The sequence below is a fragment of the Prolixibacter sp. NT017 genome (genome assembly GCF_009617875.1).
Taxonomy (GTDB): Bacteria; Bacteroidota; Bacteroidia; order Bacteroidales; family Prolixibacteraceae; genus Prolixibacter.
In genome coordinates, this window is sequence record NZ_BLAV01000001.1 from 1,329,691 (window position 1) to 1,347,375 (window position 17,685).

The window sequence follows — 17,685 nt, forward strand, 5'->3', positions numbered from 1 at the left end:
AACATGGGCACCGATCGCAAACTGGATCACATTAAGCTGGCTTTTCAATCGCAGATGAACGGAATAGCTGCCGATGAGCGGTTCTTCTACGAACCGATGTTGTCAGGACATCCGGTGGACGAACCGGACGAAATTTCGTTTGCCGGGAAGAAGCTAAAAGCTCCGGTTTGGGTTTCGAGTATGACCGGCGGTACCAAACTGGCCAATACCATCAACCATAACCTGGCGCGTGCCTGTGGCGAATTTGGCCTTGGAATGGGATTGGGCTCATGCCGCAAACTGTTGGATGACGATACCTATTTCTCCGATTTTGATGTCCGTATCGATATTGGTGATGAACAACCACTTTATACCAACCTGGGGATTGCTCAGGTGGAAGAGTTGCTGGATAAGGGGCAGACAGACAAAATCGAGCGGCTCGTCGAACGCCTTCGTGCCGATGGATTGATTGTCCATATCAACCCGATGCAGGAGTGGCTTCAGCCGGAAGGAAACCTCATTCAGCATCCCCCGATTGAAACGGTGGAACGCTTGTTAGAGCAGGTTCAGTTCCCGGTTATCGTGAAGGAAGTGGGGCAGGGATTTGGCCCGGAAAGTCTACTCCGGCTTTTGAAGCTTCCGCTGGCTGCGGTTGATTTTGGTGCTTTTGGCGGAACCAACTTTGCCCGCATCGAACTGGAACGCAACAGCGACCTGAACAAAGAGCAGTATGAGCCGTTTGTGCGTGTCGGCATGTCCGCGGAGCAGATGCTCGATGCGGTGAATCAAATGGTAGATGGAGGTGAAGAAATCAAGTGTCGGCAACTGATCATTTCAGGCGGTATACAAAATTTCCTCGATGGTTACTACCTAACGGAAAAATCGAAATTGCCGGCTATCTATGCGCAGGCTTCTGCTTTTCTGAAATACAGCCAGGGGGAATATGAGGTGCTGAGAAATTATGTGGAAGCCCAGTTGAAAGGTTTGCGTATTGCCAAAGCATTTCTTCGGATTAACGAAAATCATTCTGAATGACGAAAAACGAACGGATTATCAGTGGCTTTTCCAAACTGAACCGGTCGCAACGAATCGATTTAATATGGGACCGGCTGGGACTTGATGAGGCTTCCCGGTCGGTGCTTGATAATTTCTTGCATCAAAATCCGTCAACTCAAGCACTTTTCGAAGAGTTTAGCGAAAATTTCCTGACGAACTTCTTTATGCCCATGGGCGTCGTTCCCAACGTAGTGGTGAACGGTCAATCATACATCGTTCCGATGGTGATTGAAGAGAGTTCGGTGATTGCTGCTGCGTCCAGGGCTGCCAAGTTCTGGGCTTCGCGAGGTGGTTTTCAGGCCCGCGTATCCGGAATGGTCAAAAAAGGGCAAGTGCATTTTTCCTGGTCCGGAGAATCGAAAGATTTGAAGGCTGCTTTCCCGTTTCTGAAAGAGAAAATGCTGGCTGCTACACATGATTTAACGGCTCGCATGCGGAAGCGGGGCGGTGGAATCATCGCAGTCGAATTGGTCGACAAAACCAGTGAACTGGCAGACTATTACCAGGTAGATGTTTCCTTTGAAACAGCCGACGCGATGGGCGCAAATTTCATCAATTCGTGTCTGGAAACCATGGCGGGAGTTTTGGTCGATGAGTTGAATAACTCGGAAACAAACGGCGAGGCGAGTGTCATCATGTCGATTTTATCGAACTACACGCCCGATAGTCTGGTGGAATGTTGGGTGGAATGTAATATCGACGAACTGGCTCCGTTTAGCGGAAAATTGAAGCCGGAAGAGTTTGCCCGGAAATTTGAAAAGGCCAGCCAAATTGCACAATTGGATGTATCGCGGGCAGTAACGCATAACAAAGGCATTTACAATGGCGTCGATGCTGTTGTGTTAGCTACCGGAAATGACTGGCGGGCGGTTGAGGCTTGTGGTCATGCATTTGCGGCTTCTAATGGAAAATACCGCAGCCTGACGTTTGCCGAAATCGACGGTGACCGGTTTCGTTACACACTGCGGCTTCCTTTGGCACTTGGAACCGTGGGCGGCCTGACCAAAGCACATCCGGTTTCCAAGCTGGCGCTGGAACTGTTGGAGAATCCCGATGCAAAAACATTGATGATGATTGCAGCGGCAGCTGGTTTGGCTAATAATTTTGCGGCTGTTGCATCGCTCACAACGGTCGGCATTCAGCAAGGGCACATGAAAATGCACCTAACCAACATTCTGAATCAGTTGGGAGCAACGGCAGAAGAAAAAAGCAAATGCACCCAATATTTCAGTGTTAAAAATATCGCTTACGCAGAAGTAGAAAAATACCTGAACCACATCAGGAATACCAATGGCTGAAACAACCAACACAAGAGTATTTTATTCCCGCGGCAAATTGTTGCTGACGGGTGAGTATGCTGTGCTTCGTGGTGCGGAGGCATTGGCTCTTCCATCCAGATTGGGGCAATACCTGGAAGTGTTAGAAGGAAATGAACCCGGCGTTTTATCATGGGAAAGTATTTCGCCTTCCGGGAAGTGGTTCGAAGCGCGTTTTAGTTTACCCGCATTGGATGTTATTTCAGCTACAGATAGCCAGAAAGCCGGTGTTTTGAAGGAACTTTTCCTGACCGCCCGAAAACTGCATGCTGGTTTCCTGGAAAGGGAAGAAGCTTTGCAAGCCAGGTCGACCCTTGAATTTCTTCCCGAGTGGGGATTGGGTTCCAGTAGTTCATTGGTTTCCAATATTGCCGATTGGGCCAAATGCGACCCGTTTCGGTTAAATGGACTAGTCTTTCACAGTTCCGGCTACGATGTCGCGTGTGCCCGTTCGAAAGGGCCGATTTTGTATCGAAGGGTGAATAATTTGCCGGAAGTAATTTCCGCGAAATTCAGGCCTTCGTTTGGAGCTAATTTGTGGTTGGTGTACCTGAATGAAAAGAAAAATTCGAAGCAGGCAGTAAACGCGTTTGCCGGGTTAACTGTTGATGAAATGATACTGGAGAGGATTTCGTCGATTGCAGGCGAAACTGCTGCGGCTGATGATTTGGATAGCTTTTGTGCCTTGATGGATGAGCATGAAAAGCTGGTCGGCGGAATGACAGGGCAAATTCCTGTGAAGGAAAGACTCTTTTCCGATTTTGAGGGGTGTATCAAGTCGTTGGGAGCATGGGGAGGCGATTTCATTCTGGCAGCGACTAAGTGGCCGGAAGAGGAAGTGAGAAAATGGTTTGGAGAGCGGGGATATGAAACCGTTCTTCCGTTTAACGAAATGATTTCATATGGCTGATAAAAAGAGTGACTGGAAAGAGACTACGTGGGTTAGTCCTTCAAATATTGCCTTGATTAAATATTGGGGAAAGCATGGCGAGCAATTGCCCAATAACCCGTCGTTGAGTTTGACGTTGAAGAATTCGGTCACTAAAACAAAGCTTCGTTACCGGAGGCTTGATGAACCCGTGCCGGATTCCGAGGATTTGAAAGTTGCTTATTGGTTCGATGGAGAGCGGAATGAGGCTTTCGAAAGGAAAGTGGCTAATTATTTACGGCGATTACTCCCGGAGATGCCCTATTTAACAAGCCTTGAGCTGGAATTTCAAAGTACGAACACCTTTCCGCACTCAACCGGAATTGCTTCTTCGGCGTCCTCGATGAGTGCGATTACGCTCTGTTTAGTCGATATGGAAAAAAAGATGGGACTGCGAAAACCTCCCACTCAGGATTTGTCTCGTCGTGCGTCGCATCTGGCCCGGTTAGGGTCGGGGAGTGCCTGTCGCTCGGTGTATGGCGGTTGGGTCACCTGGGGGGAAGACGGTTTGTTGCCCGATTCTTCCGACCGATATGCGTCGCCTTTGGAGCAGGACATTCCCGAACAATGGCAAAATTTGCGGGATGCCATTTTGATTGTTAATTCCGACCGGAAGAAAGTTTCAAGTTCTGCTGGTCATGGATTGATGAGCAATCATCCTTTTGCGGAAGGTCGTTACCGTCAGGCCCGGAAACACCTGAACTGTATGATGCTGGCGCTCCAGAACGGAGATGAGAAGACCTTTGTTGAAGTGGTGGAGAGTGAAGCATTGTCGTTGCATGGTTTACTGATGACCTCCTCGCAGGACGGTTTGTTGTTGCAACCCGAATCGCTTCAGATTATCAATGCGGTTCGCGCTTTTCGCGAAAAAACAGGCTTGATGGTTTGTTTTACGTTGGATGCGGGCCCCAATGTGCATTTGCTTTATCGCGACGAAGACAAAGAGATGGTGCAACAATTTATTCAGGAGGAGTTGCTTCCGTTCTGTGAAAACAGGCAATGGATTGATGATGAAATTGGCGAAGGCCCCTATAAAGAGGAAATTAAATGAAGCGTTTCCCGGCAAAAATATTACTATTCGGCGAGTACAGCATTATTACGGGCTCGAAAGGACTGGCGCTTCCGTTTAATCTATACGGTGGTCAGTTAGCCTTTCCTGTCGGGAAAATGAGTCCGGCCGAGAAAGAGGCGGCTCATATTTCCAACCAACATTTGGCGGAATTGCTTGGTTTCCTGGAGAAAAATGCAGCAGCACCGGTCTTCTTAAATTTGACTTCCTTCCGGGATGATTTGGCTACCGGACTTTATTTTCAATCAAATATTCCCAATCAATACGGAGTGGGCAGTTCCGGCGCTTTAACAGCTGCTTTGTATCATCGGTATGGTCAGGATACGGAAGAAGAGACGTTGCCGGAGATACGGAAGCAAATGGCGGTCATCGAGTCGTTTTATCACGGAACCAGCTCTGGACTGGATCCGTTGGTGTCGTACGTACAAAAGCCTGTTTGGATCGAAAGCCGCGATAAAATCAGCGTAGAAGCCGGTTGGCCGGAAAAATTTTTCGATGAATATGCTGTTTTCCTAATTGACAGCGGACAGCAGGGCGGAACCGGCGATTTGGTTAACTGGTTTATGGAACAGCATCAGCGGCCCGGTTTTCGGGAAGTTTTCGAGGAAGAATTAGTAAGCGGTATTGATGAACTGGTAGACGCTCTATTGCATGCTCAAACCGATCCGGTTCAGGCGGTTCTGCAACGCATTTCCCGTTTTCAGCTCGACTATTTTCGTCCCATGATTCCGGTGGAGTTCCGGAAGCATTTCCGGTATGGCCTGGAAACTGATGATTTTACGTTAAAGCTGTGTGGCTCGGGAGGCGGTGGTTATCTGCTTGGTTTTACCAAAAATCGCATTGCAACCGAGAAATATTTCCGGGAAAGGGAAATCAGTTGTCTTTTTGTCGAAATGATTCCCGAAAGTGTGGACGGAAACGGGTTCCCTTCTTAAAAAGAAAATGTACCATCGGTGCTTCTTCGGCTACCAACGGTACATCGCTAATTTTTTGTTGCTTATTTGTTTACTGAATTGTCACTTCCAGTGGATGCAGAATGCGTTCAGCCTGTTTTTGTAGCATAGCGTCCCAGCCTTCAACCGACTTTACCTGTCCGCTTTTCACCCATGCAAACCCGGCATAGTAAGTAAGTACCGAATCGTTAGGCTGCGTAACGACCATAATCTGACTTTGGTCCGGGGTTGGTGAGATGTGGGTAAAGGCGCTGTCCACGCGAGCCGGATTAACCACGACACCTTCGCCGACAAAGGAGTCGGCTCCTTTTTCCCACTGACGGAACCAGCCTTCTTTCGGCTCCAGTTTGACATCTCCTTTGCGCTCGTGCATCGAGATACCGATGGTGATATTGGGAACTGGTTTTTCGGGTTTCAGCGATACAACAAATTTGGAGAAGTTCGAGCCCAAATCGAGTGAAATTCGTTTTGTTTCGTGAATCCTGTATTCACTCCACGGTGCATAGGTCAACTCAAAAACGGTACGAATTGGTCCCCGGGCAATGGTCTTGTAGCTGACAAAATTTTTCGAAACATGCAGGCTATCATCTTGCCAAACGCCAATACCCCCATCGCCGCGACTCGAGCCAACATGGTAGGCATCGCATCCTTCTCCACGATCAACGTTATAGTAATCGACACTATCGACGGCGCCTGCGTACCATTCATCAATAATCGGGTATTTAACTCGCTTGAACCAAAGGTCGATGCCACTGGTCAGTGTGCCGCCGGGCTTGTGTTCTTCGGTAAGTTGCTGTGCTTTTGGGCCAAATGTCCGGAAAGCTACTTTATCGTTCTCCCAGGCGTAGTCATCAATTCGTTCGGGAACGAACCTGGAGAAGGTCGTGTATTTGCTGTGTGGTTGTTCTTCGGCACCGTTTTCTCTGCCAATAATCTGGTACGTTTTTTCTTCGTTGGCTTTGATGCTCACCTGGAAAAGCAGTTCGTCGGGTTGACCATCCTGGTTTTCGTCAATCAGCTGCCGAACCAGGTAATTTCCGCTCGACGGATCCAGCACCAAAAGATCTTTCGGCGAATACTTAGCCGTTAAATCTTTTAGTTTCGTCATGGGAATGGATACCGTTTCCGAAATGCGGTTGAAATCCAGCGTATTCTTCACGTGAACTTCTTTTTTGAGGACCGTGTTTGAGTTGCAACCTGCTAACAGGAACAGAGAGAGTAGCGGCCAGTAAATCAGTTTTTTTTGTCGATTGATTTTCATCTGTTTGAATTGTATTATCGGTTCCGTTTATCTTTTTTAGTGTTGACTATGTCACAAAGCGTGATCGGCTTTCAGGGGCATGATAAAAAATTCCGGAGTCATAAAGGTAGAATTTTCGGGCCATTGTGGGGGGAGAAAGTGTATAAATTACATCTTCGTCTCATTCATTTCACGAAAAGTGGTACACCTTCCGGTGAATTCTCCTACCGGGAAATCGCTATCCGGGTACGGTATCATTCCGGTTAACAAACCGTGATATAATACCTATCCGGTAGCCCGAAAGAGTCGAATATTGACCGGCGATACGTAGCATTGCGGTATTTTTCGCGGTAGCCGGATACCATATGGGCCCTGCATGTCCTCTATTTTAATTGATTCTTAACGATATAATACTTAAGTTGATTGTTGAAATTTTGAAGAGCCGGCAAACCCGCCGGCATGGGACAGACAACTTAGCATGTAGTTTTTCGTGGTAACAAGAGAGAACGATCGGCGCATAACCCGGCTTTGAAAAAGCTATAGATAAAACGATAGCCAAAATCAACCGGATATACCGGCATCTTGTGTTTTTGACTCGCCGGAGGGTCGGATAAGCTGCCGATTTCTGTCGGCGACATTCCTGAGGGTAGGATGAGTTGCCGATTTTTGTCGGCAACGTTCCTGAGGGTCGGATGAGTTGCCGGTTTTTGTCGGCAACGTTCCTGAGGGTCGGGTGAGCTGCCGGTTTTTGTCGGCAACGTTCCTGAGGGTCGGGTGAGCTGCCGGTTTTTTCCGGCAACGTTCCTGAGGGTCGGATGAACTGCCGATTTTTTCCGGCAACGTTCCGGAGGGGAGGTTGCACTGAAAACAGTGGTCGGGAATAACATCCCGATTAGTATATAACCAAACTTCAATAAAAACAATTAGAATTATGATTGAAATTGCATTATCCGGTTTGAAGAACAATGTCCTGTTTACCTTGTGTAAACGGATTTATGAATTGATTTTATCGGTGAAAACCGAAGAAATGGGTATCGACTTTTACTTTGGCCGCTTTGAGGAAGCTTATGCCGAATACAAAGCCGCAATGGAAAAGTCGGTGCTAAGTGCTGCCGAGATTGCGGAAAAAGACAGTTTCCGCGACCGGATGTGGTCGGCCCTGCGTATTCATGTGAAGAACTACCTGCGGCACCCGTTACTGGGGGCAAAGGCAACACCCATTTTGAACGAGATTGATAAGTACGGGAAGCAGGTCGTTAAGCAGAGCTATGAAGCGGAGTCGGCTATTATCCATAATTTAACCGAGACGCTCGAATCGGGGTTTACCGACGATTTAGCTGCCATGCACGCCGATGAATGGCTGTCGTTGCTGAAGGATGCCAACACCGATTTCGAAACCACGCTGCGGGCTTATAACGCACAAAAATCGAATGCCGATGAGGTGGATGCTGCCACATCGGTCCGTCCCGGGCTGGAGGAAGCCCTGCGCAAACTGCTCACCTTTCTGCCGATGCAGGCCGAAGTAACCGGGAACAGCGGTTTGAACGAACTGGTGAAACAACTGGAAGTGGAAGTTAGCCGGTTTTAATGAAAAGAGACCTTCAGGGTTTTAAAAACCCTGAAGGTCTGAAAAGATGTTATTTTACTTTCCAATTATCGGTGCGGAAAGGTTCCAGCGGAAGGCCGTTGGTGTCGAACAGATTGGGCATGCCGCCATTGGTGTAGCAGTAACGTACCGCTACGGGGTGTTTTACTTGCTTCGAAAACACTTCAATCGTTCCGTCTTTCTTCAGTTTGGCCTGGGCCGGATAGAAGTGCTGGTCGCTTCCGGCAACCTGAAAGCTCTCGATGGTTCTCCCCTTCACGGTCAGTTTTCCAATCGATTTAACCGTAATGAAAGCCTTGTTTCCTTTGATGTTCATCGAGGCGAACTGCGGCTGATACGGTTGCAGTTTATCAAACCCGTACACTTCTTTCAAGGCCAGGTTCGCCAGTCGGTCGCCAACCGGTTTTTTGGATTTGGGATGAATGTTGGTCACATCGTCCACCAAATCGCCAACCGTTACCATACCGGTTTTGGGCAAGCTCAGTGCCGAGGCTTGCTGCTCGCGGACAATGGCTCCGCTCAAACCGCCGTAACCGCTCCACGGAGCAATCTGTACGAAATAGAACGGGAAATCGTTGCGGAATTCTTTCCGCCAGCTGGTAATCATCGCTTTGAACAGGTCGCCGTAGTACTGCGGCCTGTCGGTATTCTGCTCGCCCTGGTACCAGATGGTTCCGGCAATTTTGTAGTTGAGAATCGGGTGAATCATGGCATTGTAAATAACGGTCGGCGCTACGGGCGACCAACTGACTGCCGGAAGGTCTTCTGCTTCGCGCAGGAGCTGGCTGTTGCCTTTATACGCCTCTTCCGGGGTCCACGCCTGCACGCAGGAGCCGCCCCAGTACGAACCAATCAGCCCGACAGGCTTGTGCAATTGGGCATTCAGCTTTCGCCCGAAGAAATACCCGACGAGGCTGAAGTTGGGCATCGACGCGGCATCGCATACTTTCCATTCGCCATCTGTATTTCCTTGCGGGTAATCGGCATAGGAGTGAGAAGGCTGGAAAAAGCGAATTTCGCGGTTGGCTGTCTTCTTTACATCCACGGAGTCGATAGAGCCCCAACTGTAGTTGAACTCCATGTTCGACTGGCCTGAACAGAGCCAAACTTCGCCGGTCAGAATATCGTGGATGGTAATTTGCTTTTTGCCACTGGTGAAGGAAATCGTGTACGGGCCGCCAGCCTTGGGTGTTTTCACGGTTGTTTCCCAGGTCCAGTCTTTCTTCGGCATGGTGGTAATGGTATCGGACGGATTCCAGCTGCAAACAATCTTCACCGGAACGGTGCTATGTCCCCAACCCCACAGTTTTACATTGGATGAAGCCTGCAGTACCGCATGGTCACTCAAAATATTCGGGAGCTTTAATGTGGGTTGAGCGAACGTGAATGCAGGAATAATTACGAAGAGGAGAAAAAGAATGCGTTTCATGTGCTGTTGCTTTATCATTTTGTACAATTTATTTTTTTGGATTGATGAATTTACAAATAAAAAAATCGCCGGTGCAAACGAGTTTTCCACCGGCGAGTAGAATTCATCTCTTATGTATGTTTTCTTCCTTACCGGGAAAAACGCCCGGGATTAATTGGCCGGGAAAGTGTAACCTTTCCGCTTGAAGATAAGAAATCGGTCAGCCCGGTGGTTGAGAACAGGTTATGGTATACTCGATATCATTCCGTTGTTATTGTGGAGATAATGGCACGAATATAAAAAGGAGCATCAATATCAGAAGTAAGCCGCTCTTGAGATAAGTATGCAAGACTTAATAAAAAAGAGGTTGCCCCCGAAGAGACAACCTCAATTTAAGCTCCTAAATGTTTTACTAACCTATTTCTATTTGCTAATTACTCCAGCCGGAGTACAGTCCTTCGCCATTCTGATAACCTTCAACTTGCTGTAATTTGCCTTCCGAAATATCTACCTGCGATTGCGGTATCGGGAAGAAGCCTTTTGTTTCGTCATAGCGTTGGCTATAGCCTTTGGGGCTAAGCGCTTTTTGGGTAGCCGGTTCACCAAAGTTATAGATTGGAACGCCAACCTGGCTCTCGAGCGCAGCTTTTGCATAAGCGGGTCCCCATCTTCTCATATCATTCCATCTTAGTCCTTCAAATGCAAACTCGTGACGGCGTTCTTTCTGAATGTTCTGAAGTGAGTAAGAAACTGGTGGCAGATCGGCACGTGCCCTGACCTCATTCATGTACTGAGCATCTTCCGTTAGCTCCGACATCATTAGAAGAACGTCGGCATAGCGGATGAAGATCAAGTCATCGGTATGAGAGAGCTGGTTATTGTCGTTATTGCCATACATTACGACGCTGTAGTCGTTTTTGATACTTCCGTCAGAAGCTTTGGCAGCAATGCCGTTGTACTTCTTCCCCCAGTAGTTACTTTCCATTACAAAATCCCATTGACCTCTTTTGTAACCTAACGGAACCACTTCTTTTTCAATATTCATAACGGAGGCCCACAATCTGGGGTCATTGGGTTCATCAGCTTCCCACTCGTCAACCAGTGATTTCGGAACAGAATTTCCCTGTCCCCAACCACCGGCGAAAGGGAAGGTATTTTGCAGAGGTTGCAGACCTCTTAAAGCAAAATATAACTCGTACTGGTTGGAGTATCCTCTTTTGACTCCCCAATCGGAAAAGTTGGAAAATTTCTCGGCAAACATGGTCTCCGGATTCCTGGCACCATTGTCGCTGGCATAGGTCAGGCTTTTTCCTGTTGAGTCCATGTAGTCCTGAATATATTTATAGTCTCCGATGGTGGCAGAATTTGTATAGGGCCATAATTCATGGAAGTCAGCTACCAGATGGTGCCCACTGTTGTTAATACAATCACCCAACCAGTCAATCACATTCTGCTTGGTAACACTTCCTCCATCAGCAAGAGGCAGCGCATCTTTCTGATAAAAGCCGGTATAGAATAAATAAACCCGGGCCATTAGTGCCTCAGCAGCCCATCTCGTAACTCTGCCGTCTTCTATCTGGTCATAAGGAACGTTAGGCATTATTTCGATGGCGGTCTTCAGGTCCGAAGCCATTTGCCCGTAAAGTTGTTCGCTTGTGGCAGCAGGCAGGTTTTCAGGCTCTGTATTTGTTGTAAGCGGTACGTCCCCAAAGAGCGTAGCCAGTTGATAGTAAAACCAGGCTCTCAAAAACAGAGCTTCACCTTTATACTGATTGTTCAGGCTTTCGCTGATGACGTCGGTACCAAGGTTGCCAAGATTCTCGATTGCATAATTGGCGCGGTAAATTCCGGTATATCCCTCTGTCCATGCATGGTTCAGCATTTCAGGGTCAGAATACTGGAAATTTTCATAGGCCTGAGCTTTAACATCATTCATACCTCCGCCACCTAATGCATCGTCGCTGGCTATCTGGCAAACGAGGAAATAGCTTTGGTCTGCAAATCTTTGAGCATTATTCATGGTGGTGTAAATACCAGCCATCATTTGTTTGGCATCATCTGCCGTTTGTGGAAAATTTGCTGAGGTTTTTAAGGTAAGAGGCTTTTGGTCCAGGAAGTTATTACACCCCGTGAACATCACCACAGCAACGATAAAATATATTATTTTTTTCATAATAATTCTCAGATTAAGGTTTTTTTAAAATGACAAATTAACACCGGCCAGGAAAGTTCGCGGAGTAGGATAGAAACCGAGGTCAATTCCTGAAACCCAGCCTTGGTCGTCGCCATAACCTACTTCCGGATCCATTCCCGAATAATTGGTTATTGTGAATAAATTGCGGGCCCCCACGTAGAAGCGAGCCTGACCGAAGGGCATAGCCGGCATTATCCGTTTAAAATCATAGCCGAGTGTAACATTTTGTATTTTTACATAGTCCCCATTTTCAACATAAATCGAAGAAATATTGATCCGGTTGGTACTGTTACCTGCGGTCAGACGCGGGAATGAATTGGAAGTGCCTTCACCCGTCCAGCGTTTGCTCAGAATGTCAGTCGTATAATTCTGGAACTCATTATCGGCAAATGAACGATATGATTTCATGATTTGCTGTCCAAAAGCGCCTTTACCGCTGAGGGAGAAATCAAAACCTTTGTACGATAAATTGAATCCGAATCCGATACTTACATCGGGGTGAGGATTACCAATCATGGTTTTATCGTCGGGAGTAACTTTGTTGTCACCGTTTGTATCGGCAAATATTACGTCACCCGGTTGTGGGTTTTCCTGTAGGAAACCATGTGTCCAATTGTCGATTTCCTGCTGATTCTGGAAGATTCCATGTATTTTATATCCATAGAAATATCCGATTGGGTAACCCACTTCAGCGCGGTACATTGGGTCAGTACCCTGGGAGATAATACCGGCAGGACCACGGATAATTCCTTCAGCATTGGCAAGACGGGTAACCTTGTTGTCATTTTTTGAGGCATTAAAGTAAGCTCCGTAGTGGAAATCGCCTAGATTATCATTCCAGCGAAGAGACAACTCATAACCCTTGTTCTCTACGTCACCACCATTAATATATGGTGCACCGGCGCCGTATATTTCAGGGATGGGAGCTTGTACCAGCCAGTCGACGGTTTTCTTGTTGTAGTAGTCGAATGCAACCTGAAGCCGGGAATCGAGGAAATAAGCGTCAACACCGATATCCAACTGCTCTGAAGTTTCCCAGGTAATATCTTTGTTGGGCAGAATGGATGGATATCCTCCTAATTGTTGTTTATTTCTGTCGTTTCCGAAAGAGTAGTTGTTCTCGGAATCAAAAGCGATGATACTCAGATACTGGTAGGGATCGATATTCGAATTACCGTTTTGTCCCCAACTGGCTCTCAGTTTCAGGAAATTGACAATGTTGTTGTCTTCTAGGAATCCCTCATCAGTGAGCACCCAGCCGGCAGAAACAGACGGGAAATATCCCCAACGATTACCTTCCGGGAAGTTGGATGAGCCATCAGCCCTCATTACTAAAGTTAACAGATAGGTTTCGTTGTAATCGTATTGAATCCTTCCAAAGAATGAAGCCAGTGAACCTCTGTCATCCGGGCTGCCGGATAAGCTTGTAACACCTGATGTTAATCCATCGGTGTTGTCAATATAGGCATAATCAAATCCTACATAAGTGGGGTTTGCATTCGTTGTTTGCATGTTCGAGCCAAGTCCCCATTTTTCGAGAGATTGCCCAACGAGTACATCAAACGAATTACGATTTAATTTAAACTTATAATTTAACGTATTTTCAAAAGTCCAGCTGCTACCATTTCCTGACGACTGGGTTATACGCCCCGGACTCAGCGAAACATCACCGGCAAGGTCATAAGCAGGCTGATAGCTGCGATAACTGTTCGCATTCATTCGGTATCCAAAGCTACTTTTGAATAACAGATCCTTTATTGGTTGAATTTCAATATAGGCGTTACTGTTTATGTTGTAGTTTTTGGTTTCGTTCATTCCCCTGTTCAGTACCATCTGAGCCACGGGGTTGTATAGTCTGGAAGAAAGAGCTGCCAGACCAGAAGCCTGTAAATCTGGATTGGCATAGTACTCACCTTTGTCATTGTAAACCGGAACCAGTGGATTGCCATCGAGCATGTTACGAATATCGTTGTAATACATTCCTCCAACGGCAATACCAGAGCGTTTGCGGAAACTATAATTCAGTGTTTGTCCAAATTTGATGATATCAAGTCCGTTGTTTTTGTAAATTACATGGTCACTATTGAGTCGGACAGTATATTTATCATTTTGAGGCTGAACCGGTTTACCCAGTACTCCTTCCTGAGAAGAATAGGAAAAACCGAGAGAAAAAACTGACTGGTCAGTACCACCGGCGAGGTTAAATGCGTGGTTTTGAATAGGGGCATATTTGTTGTAAATCTCATCCAGCCAGTTTGTCCCGTTCCATTGTCCACTCTGAATTTTCTGATATAAATCCGGGATTACACTGGCAAAGTCGATTGCGGTTTTACCCGAGGTGGTTCTTTCTTCATTGTAAATGGTCATGAATTGCTTGGCATTAAGCGGTTTGGCCAGGTTTGGGACGTCCTGCACACCGTAATAGCCATCGTAGGTAACTTTTATTTTGCCTTTTTTTCCTTGCTTGGTAGTAACCAGTATAACACCATTGGCAGCACGGGCACCATAAATGGCAGCAGAAGCAGCATCCTTTAATACATCGATTGATTCAATGTCTGATGGATTAAGATTATTGATGTCACCTCCGGCAACACCGTCAATAACATACAATGGAGAGGAGTTTCCAATCGTACCCAATCCCCTAATATTCACTTTAAAACCTTCCCCCGGCATACCAGAACTCTGTGTGATATTAACACCCGGAGATTGACTTTGAATGGCTACGAGTGGTTCACTGGTGTTCTGCTGCTTAAGTTCGTCAGCGGTTAGATTCAGGTTGGCTCCTGTGGTTAGTTTTTTCTTCTGAACACCATATCCTACAGCTATCACTTCGTCGAGGCCGATAGCCGAGCTTTGCATTTCCACATTGAGGGTTGTTTTTCCGGCAACGGATAATTCCTGTTTCTTCATTCCCACGAATGAGAAATCGAGATAGCCGTCAACTGGTACATTGTCGACGGAGTAATTACCATTTGCATCGGTAATAGCACCCTGGGTGGTTCCTTTAATGATCACTGTCACCCCGGGCAGAGGATCTCCATTGGAATCTGTCACTTTACCTGCAACGGTTTTTCCTTTCTGCTGAGGTGCAGTTTCGCCCATCGCTTTCTTCGATGAAAGCACAATCTGGCGGTCCAGAACGGTGTAGGTTACGTCGGTGCCGGCAAAAATAGCGTTAAGAATTTGGTTGATCTTTTCATTCTCAGCGTCGACGTTTACCCTACGTTTTACGTCAATTAGTTTGTTGTTGTATGCAAAATAGAATTCCGATTTTTTTTCTATCTGCTTGAGTACTTCGCGAATGGTTGCATTTTCCTGGTTTAAGGATATTCGGGTACTTTGCGAATAGGAGTTGTTAGCGTAAATACTGAATATCGTCCCAAATATCAGCATGAGCGTAAGTTTCATAATACGTTTCGTTTGTTCGGGAAGAGGTATATGCAGTCTCCTCCTGAAATTCAAGATTTTTTTCATAGATTTAAACGATTTAATAGTTAATACTTACTACCTGTTAGTCGCAGATAGTTATCGAAAGGAGGGTGTCCCATCACTCTCCTTTTTTTTACATAGATATCAGGTTGTTTTTGTAAATGAGAGCATCTGTCGGCATCAAGATGGTGCATCTCAATAGTATGTACCGCAGACTTAGTTCATTTGACAAGTTTTTCCGGATTTAGGTTGATTTTTTTTTCATGAGGAATCAGATTTTTTAATGGTTACAGATTTATTTATAGTTTAGTTTATTGCGTTGTTTGCTTTACTTAGGATGATGGTTCGTTTTCCAAACGCCCCATTGCTGTCTTTTTTTGCCTCAATTATTTTGTAACGAATCGGTGAGGAGATGCTTAATATTTTTAGTGCCCGTTCAAGTGTTTCATTTACAAATGTGGCGGTGAAGCGGTATTGGAGCAAGTCGTTACTTTCGATTTTTACTTTTACGTTGAACAGTTTCTCAAACTTGTCCGCCACAATTTCAATCGGGTCGTTGTCGAACACCGTTCGCCCTTCCCTCCAGGCTGTATATTTGTCCAAATCTGATTTGGTTTCGATCTTCAGCTGGTTGTCCCTTTTATCGAGGAAAGCCACTTCATAAGGTCTGAGGCTTTCGTATTTCGTGAATTCTTTCCCTTTGTTTGCTTCGCTTCCCAATTCGACGGAACCTTCTACCAGGGCAACTGTTGCATAGGCTTCGTCGTCATAGGCCCGGGCGTTAAAAACCGTTCCGGTTACTTTCACATCCATATCGGCCATGTCGACAATAAATGGTGAGGTTTTGTCCTTGGCTACTTTGAAATAGCCTTCACCGTGCAGTTCAACGAGGCGTGTGTGGTGTTTGCGAAACGAAAGCGGATAGGTGAGTGTACTACCAGAATTGAGCCAGACATGGGTTCCATCGGGAAGTTGCAGTTGGCTGGTAGCTCCCAATGGTACGCTGACGGTTGTTTGGGCGAGGTATTTTTTCGTATTGGTGGTACGTATAATGAATGTGCCTGCTACAATCAGTAAAGGAATAATGAGTACGGCAGCTACTTTTGAAAAGCCTAGGTAGATTTTTTTTAGCTTGGATGGTTGCTCTTCCATCAGGTTGATCCGGTGGTGAACCCGATGCAGGATTTCATCTGATTTTTTTGAGTCAACGTCTTCGCTGTCTTCACACTCTGTCCAACGAGAGTAGAACACTTCCCTGACTTCAGGCTTGACAAAAGGCTCTTTCAATATCTCTACTGCCTCTTTCAATTCCCGTTCAGAGCAGTCGCCTTCAATGTATTTTTCGAGCAGTTTTTTCATCTTTGTTACAAGTACAACGCAAACGTGATATTTTTCCCCTGCTCCTTGTGGCGGTTTTTTTTAGTAGGATGTGGATTTTGGGGAGAATAGTTTGCCGGATTTAGTTGTAATAGGTATATAATGAGATGTTTATCTGTTTTTGTCTATTCAATAAAAAGAGCATAAAAAAGTGCCGCCCAAATACCAAATTGTGAAATGTGCTTTTTCAGAAAGGCCAGCGATTTAGTAATGTGATCTTCGACGGTTTTCTCCGAAATCCCTTTGAGTTTAGCAATCTCCTTGTTTGTAAGCCCTTTCTCGCGACTTAACATGAAAATCTCTTTTCGTTTGGGGGGCAATTGGGGGATAACGGACTCGTATTGCGCTTTTAGAAACGAATAATCAACTTGCTCGGATGTGGCATCCGTGTTGATTTGCATGTGATGGCCCAGAAATTCGATGTATTTCTGTTCGCTTGCTCTTTTTCGGAAAACCGAGAGAATGGTGTTTTTAGCCATCGTAAACATGAGAGCATCGATGTTGGTGTCTTTTCTGAATGACGAACGCTTCTCCCAAAGCTTTACAAAAACTTCCTGAACAATGTCGTATGAATCTTCTTCGTTTTTCAGAAAACTCAAAGCAAAGTGGAAAATGCGAGCATGGTACATTTCATATAAACGATCAATCACCTTTTTGTCGCCCTTAATAAGTCGATCGCAATATGTCTTAGAGTTGTCCTGCATTAGAAAAGAATAAGTAGAAACAATGATAGAAAGGTTTTGTGAGATATCAAAATACGTAAAAAACACGTAAAGTACGATAAGGTTTGTGGAAATATTTTTGGGGATTGTATGTATTGATATATCAATCGTCGGTTGATAAGGAGTGTGGTAGCGATTGTGTTTGCTCGAAACCTATGTAACAAATAGGCGTTGAAATTTTAACAGAGTTTACTTGCAGATAGTAGTAAACAAGAGAGCTGATGAATTTTATTAACGGATGCTCTACTGACGCTTTCTCTTTTCATTTCTTGATGAAACTGATAGCCAAGTTTTCTTCCGCGGTAGATGCGGAAGCGATGTTTTCATCGATTGTTCTCTTATCTTTGGTTGAAATCTGATGCGACTTTTGAATTTTTTACCGATAAAACAATGAACCAACATTAATGG

Annotated in this window: 12 protein-coding genes; 6 read left to right on the forward strand and 6 right to left on the reverse strand. The window is 45.9% G+C overall.

The features are described from left to right. Positions 1 to 3 precede the first annotated feature (3 nt). From GJU87_RS05435 to GJU87_RS05455, 5 genes are read left to right on the forward strand one after another with little or no spacing between them, the layout of a single operon-like run. Positions 4 to 1,014 carry a type 2 isopentenyl-diphosphate Delta-isomerase gene (locus GJU87_RS05435; RefSeq protein ID WP_153638585.1) on the forward strand — a complete coding sequence of 337 codons (1,011 nt, stop codon included), beginning with the start codon at positions 4 to 6 and terminating at the stop codon, positions 1,012 to 1,014. Next, positions 1,011 to 2,333, forward strand: a complete 1,323-nt coding sequence (locus tag GJU87_RS05440) for a hydroxymethylglutaryl-CoA reductase (RefSeq protein WP_153638586.1) — start codon at positions 1,011 to 1,013, stop codon at positions 2,331 to 2,333. The genes GJU87_RS05435 and GJU87_RS05440 overlap by 4 nt, the downstream gene beginning before the upstream one ends. Beyond that, positions 2,326 to 3,261, forward strand: coding sequence for a GYDIA family GHMP kinase (locus GJU87_RS05445; protein WP_153638587.1), 936 nt, complete (start codon positions 2,326 to 2,328; stop codon positions 3,259 to 3,261). The genes GJU87_RS05440 and GJU87_RS05445 overlap by 8 nt, the downstream gene beginning before the upstream one ends. Beyond that, complete coding sequence (gene mvaD, locus GJU87_RS05450; protein ID WP_153638588.1) at positions 3,254 to 4,330, forward strand: diphosphomevalonate decarboxylase; 1,077 nt, start codon at positions 3,254 to 3,256, stop codon at positions 4,328 to 4,330. The genes GJU87_RS05445 and mvaD overlap by 8 nt, the downstream gene beginning before the upstream one ends. Beyond that, the gene (locus GJU87_RS05455; RefSeq protein ID WP_153638589.1) at positions 4,327 to 5,283 is read left to right on the forward strand and encodes a mevalonate kinase; all 957 of its coding nucleotides are present in this window, start codon (positions 4,327 to 4,329) and stop codon (positions 5,281 to 5,283) included. Before mvaD ends, GJU87_RS05455 begins: the two co-directional genes overlap by 4 nt. 70 nt (positions 5,284 to 5,353) lie before the next feature. On the opposite strand, the gene GJU87_RS05460 is transcribed toward GJU87_RS05455, so the two are convergent. Next, entirely contained in the window at positions 5,354 to 6,562 is a 1,209-nt protein-coding gene (locus GJU87_RS05460; RefSeq protein WP_153638590.1) for a DUF4861 family protein, read from the reverse strand. 910 nt (positions 6,563 to 7,472) lie between these two features. Here GJU87_RS05460 and GJU87_RS05465 point away from each other — a divergent pair. Beyond that, positions 7,473 to 8,129 (forward strand): DUF6261 family protein, encoded by a 657-nt coding sequence (locus tag GJU87_RS05465; RefSeq protein WP_153638591.1) that lies wholly within the window; start codon positions 7,473 to 7,475, stop codon positions 8,127 to 8,129. 49 nt (positions 8,130 to 8,178) lie between these two features. Here the strand turns inward: GJU87_RS05465 and GJU87_RS05470 are convergent, their stop codons facing one another. From GJU87_RS05470 to GJU87_RS05490, 5 genes are all read right to left on the reverse strand, one after another. Next, the gene (locus tag GJU87_RS05470) at positions 8,179 to 9,576 is read right to left on the reverse strand and encodes a sialate O-acetylesterase (protein ID WP_153638592.1); all 1,398 of its coding nucleotides are present in this window, start codon (positions 9,574 to 9,576) and stop codon (positions 8,179 to 8,181) included. A 409-nt stretch (positions 9,577 to 9,985) separates the two neighbouring features. Then, positions 9,986 to 11,728: a RagB/SusD family nutrient uptake outer membrane protein gene (locus GJU87_RS05475; RefSeq protein WP_153638593.1), complete on the reverse strand. Its 1,743-nt coding sequence runs from the start codon at positions 11,726 to 11,728 to the stop codon at positions 9,986 to 9,988. A gap of 24 nt (positions 11,729 to 11,752) precedes the next feature. After that, positions 11,753 to 15,157: a TonB-dependent receptor gene (locus tag GJU87_RS05480; protein ID WP_228491867.1), complete on the reverse strand. Its 3,405-nt coding sequence runs from the start codon at positions 15,155 to 15,157 to the stop codon at positions 11,753 to 11,755. A 327-nt stretch (positions 15,158 to 15,484) separates the two neighbouring features. Further along, positions 15,485 to 16,537: a FecR family protein gene (locus GJU87_RS05485; protein ID WP_153638595.1), complete on the reverse strand. Its 1,053-nt coding sequence runs from the start codon at positions 16,535 to 16,537 to the stop codon at positions 15,485 to 15,487. A 143-nt stretch (positions 16,538 to 16,680) separates the two neighbouring features. Further along, on the reverse strand, positions 16,681 to 17,259 hold the full coding sequence (locus GJU87_RS05490; RefSeq protein WP_153638596.1) for an RNA polymerase sigma-70 factor: 579 nt from the start codon (positions 17,257 to 17,259) through the stop codon (positions 16,681 to 16,683). Positions 17,260 to 17,685: the final 426 nt, after the last annotated feature.

What these genes read in the sequence shown, in the direction of transcription:
- GJU87_RS05465 (WP_153638591.1), top strand. Translation starts at nt 7,473, where the DNA reads ATGATTGAAATTGCATTATCCGGTTTGAAGAACAATGTCCTGTTTACC.
- GJU87_RS05490 (WP_153638596.1), bottom strand. Translation starts at nt 17,259, where the DNA reads ATGCAGGACAACTCTAAGACATATTGCGATCGACTTATTAAGGGCGAC.
- GJU87_RS05470 (WP_153638592.1), bottom strand. Translation starts at nt 9,576, where the DNA reads ATGAAACGCATTCTTTTTCTCCTCTTCGTAATTATTCCTGCATTCACG.
- GJU87_RS05480 (WP_228491867.1), bottom strand. Translation starts at nt 15,157, where the DNA reads ATGAAACTTACGCTCATGCTGATATTTGGGACGATATTCAGTATTTAC.
- GJU87_RS05445 (WP_153638587.1), top strand. Translation starts at nt 2,326, where the DNA reads ATGGCTGAAACAACCAACACAAGAGTATTTTATTCCCGCGGCAAATTG.
- mvaD (WP_153638588.1), top strand. Translation starts at nt 3,254, where the DNA reads ATGGCTGATAAAAAGAGTGACTGGAAAGAGACTACGTGGGTTAGTCCT.
- GJU87_RS05435 (WP_153638585.1), top strand. Translation starts at nt 4, where the DNA reads ATGGGCACCGATCGCAAACTGGATCACATTAAGCTGGCTTTTCAATCG.
- GJU87_RS05460 (WP_153638590.1), bottom strand. Translation starts at nt 6,562, where the DNA reads ATGAAAATCAATCGACAAAAAAAACTGATTTACTGGCCGCTACTCTCT.
- GJU87_RS05485 (WP_153638595.1), bottom strand. Translation starts at nt 16,537, where the DNA reads ATGAAAAAACTGCTCGAAAAATACATTGAAGGCGACTGCTCTGAACGG.
- GJU87_RS05440 (WP_153638586.1), top strand. Translation starts at nt 1,011, where the DNA reads ATGACGAAAAACGAACGGATTATCAGTGGCTTTTCCAAACTGAACCGG.
- GJU87_RS05475 (WP_153638593.1), bottom strand. Translation starts at nt 11,728, where the DNA reads ATGAAAAAAATAATATATTTTATCGTTGCTGTGGTGATGTTCACGGGG.
- GJU87_RS05455 (WP_153638589.1), top strand. Translation starts at nt 4,327, where the DNA reads ATGAAGCGTTTCCCGGCAAAAATATTACTATTCGGCGAGTACAGCATT.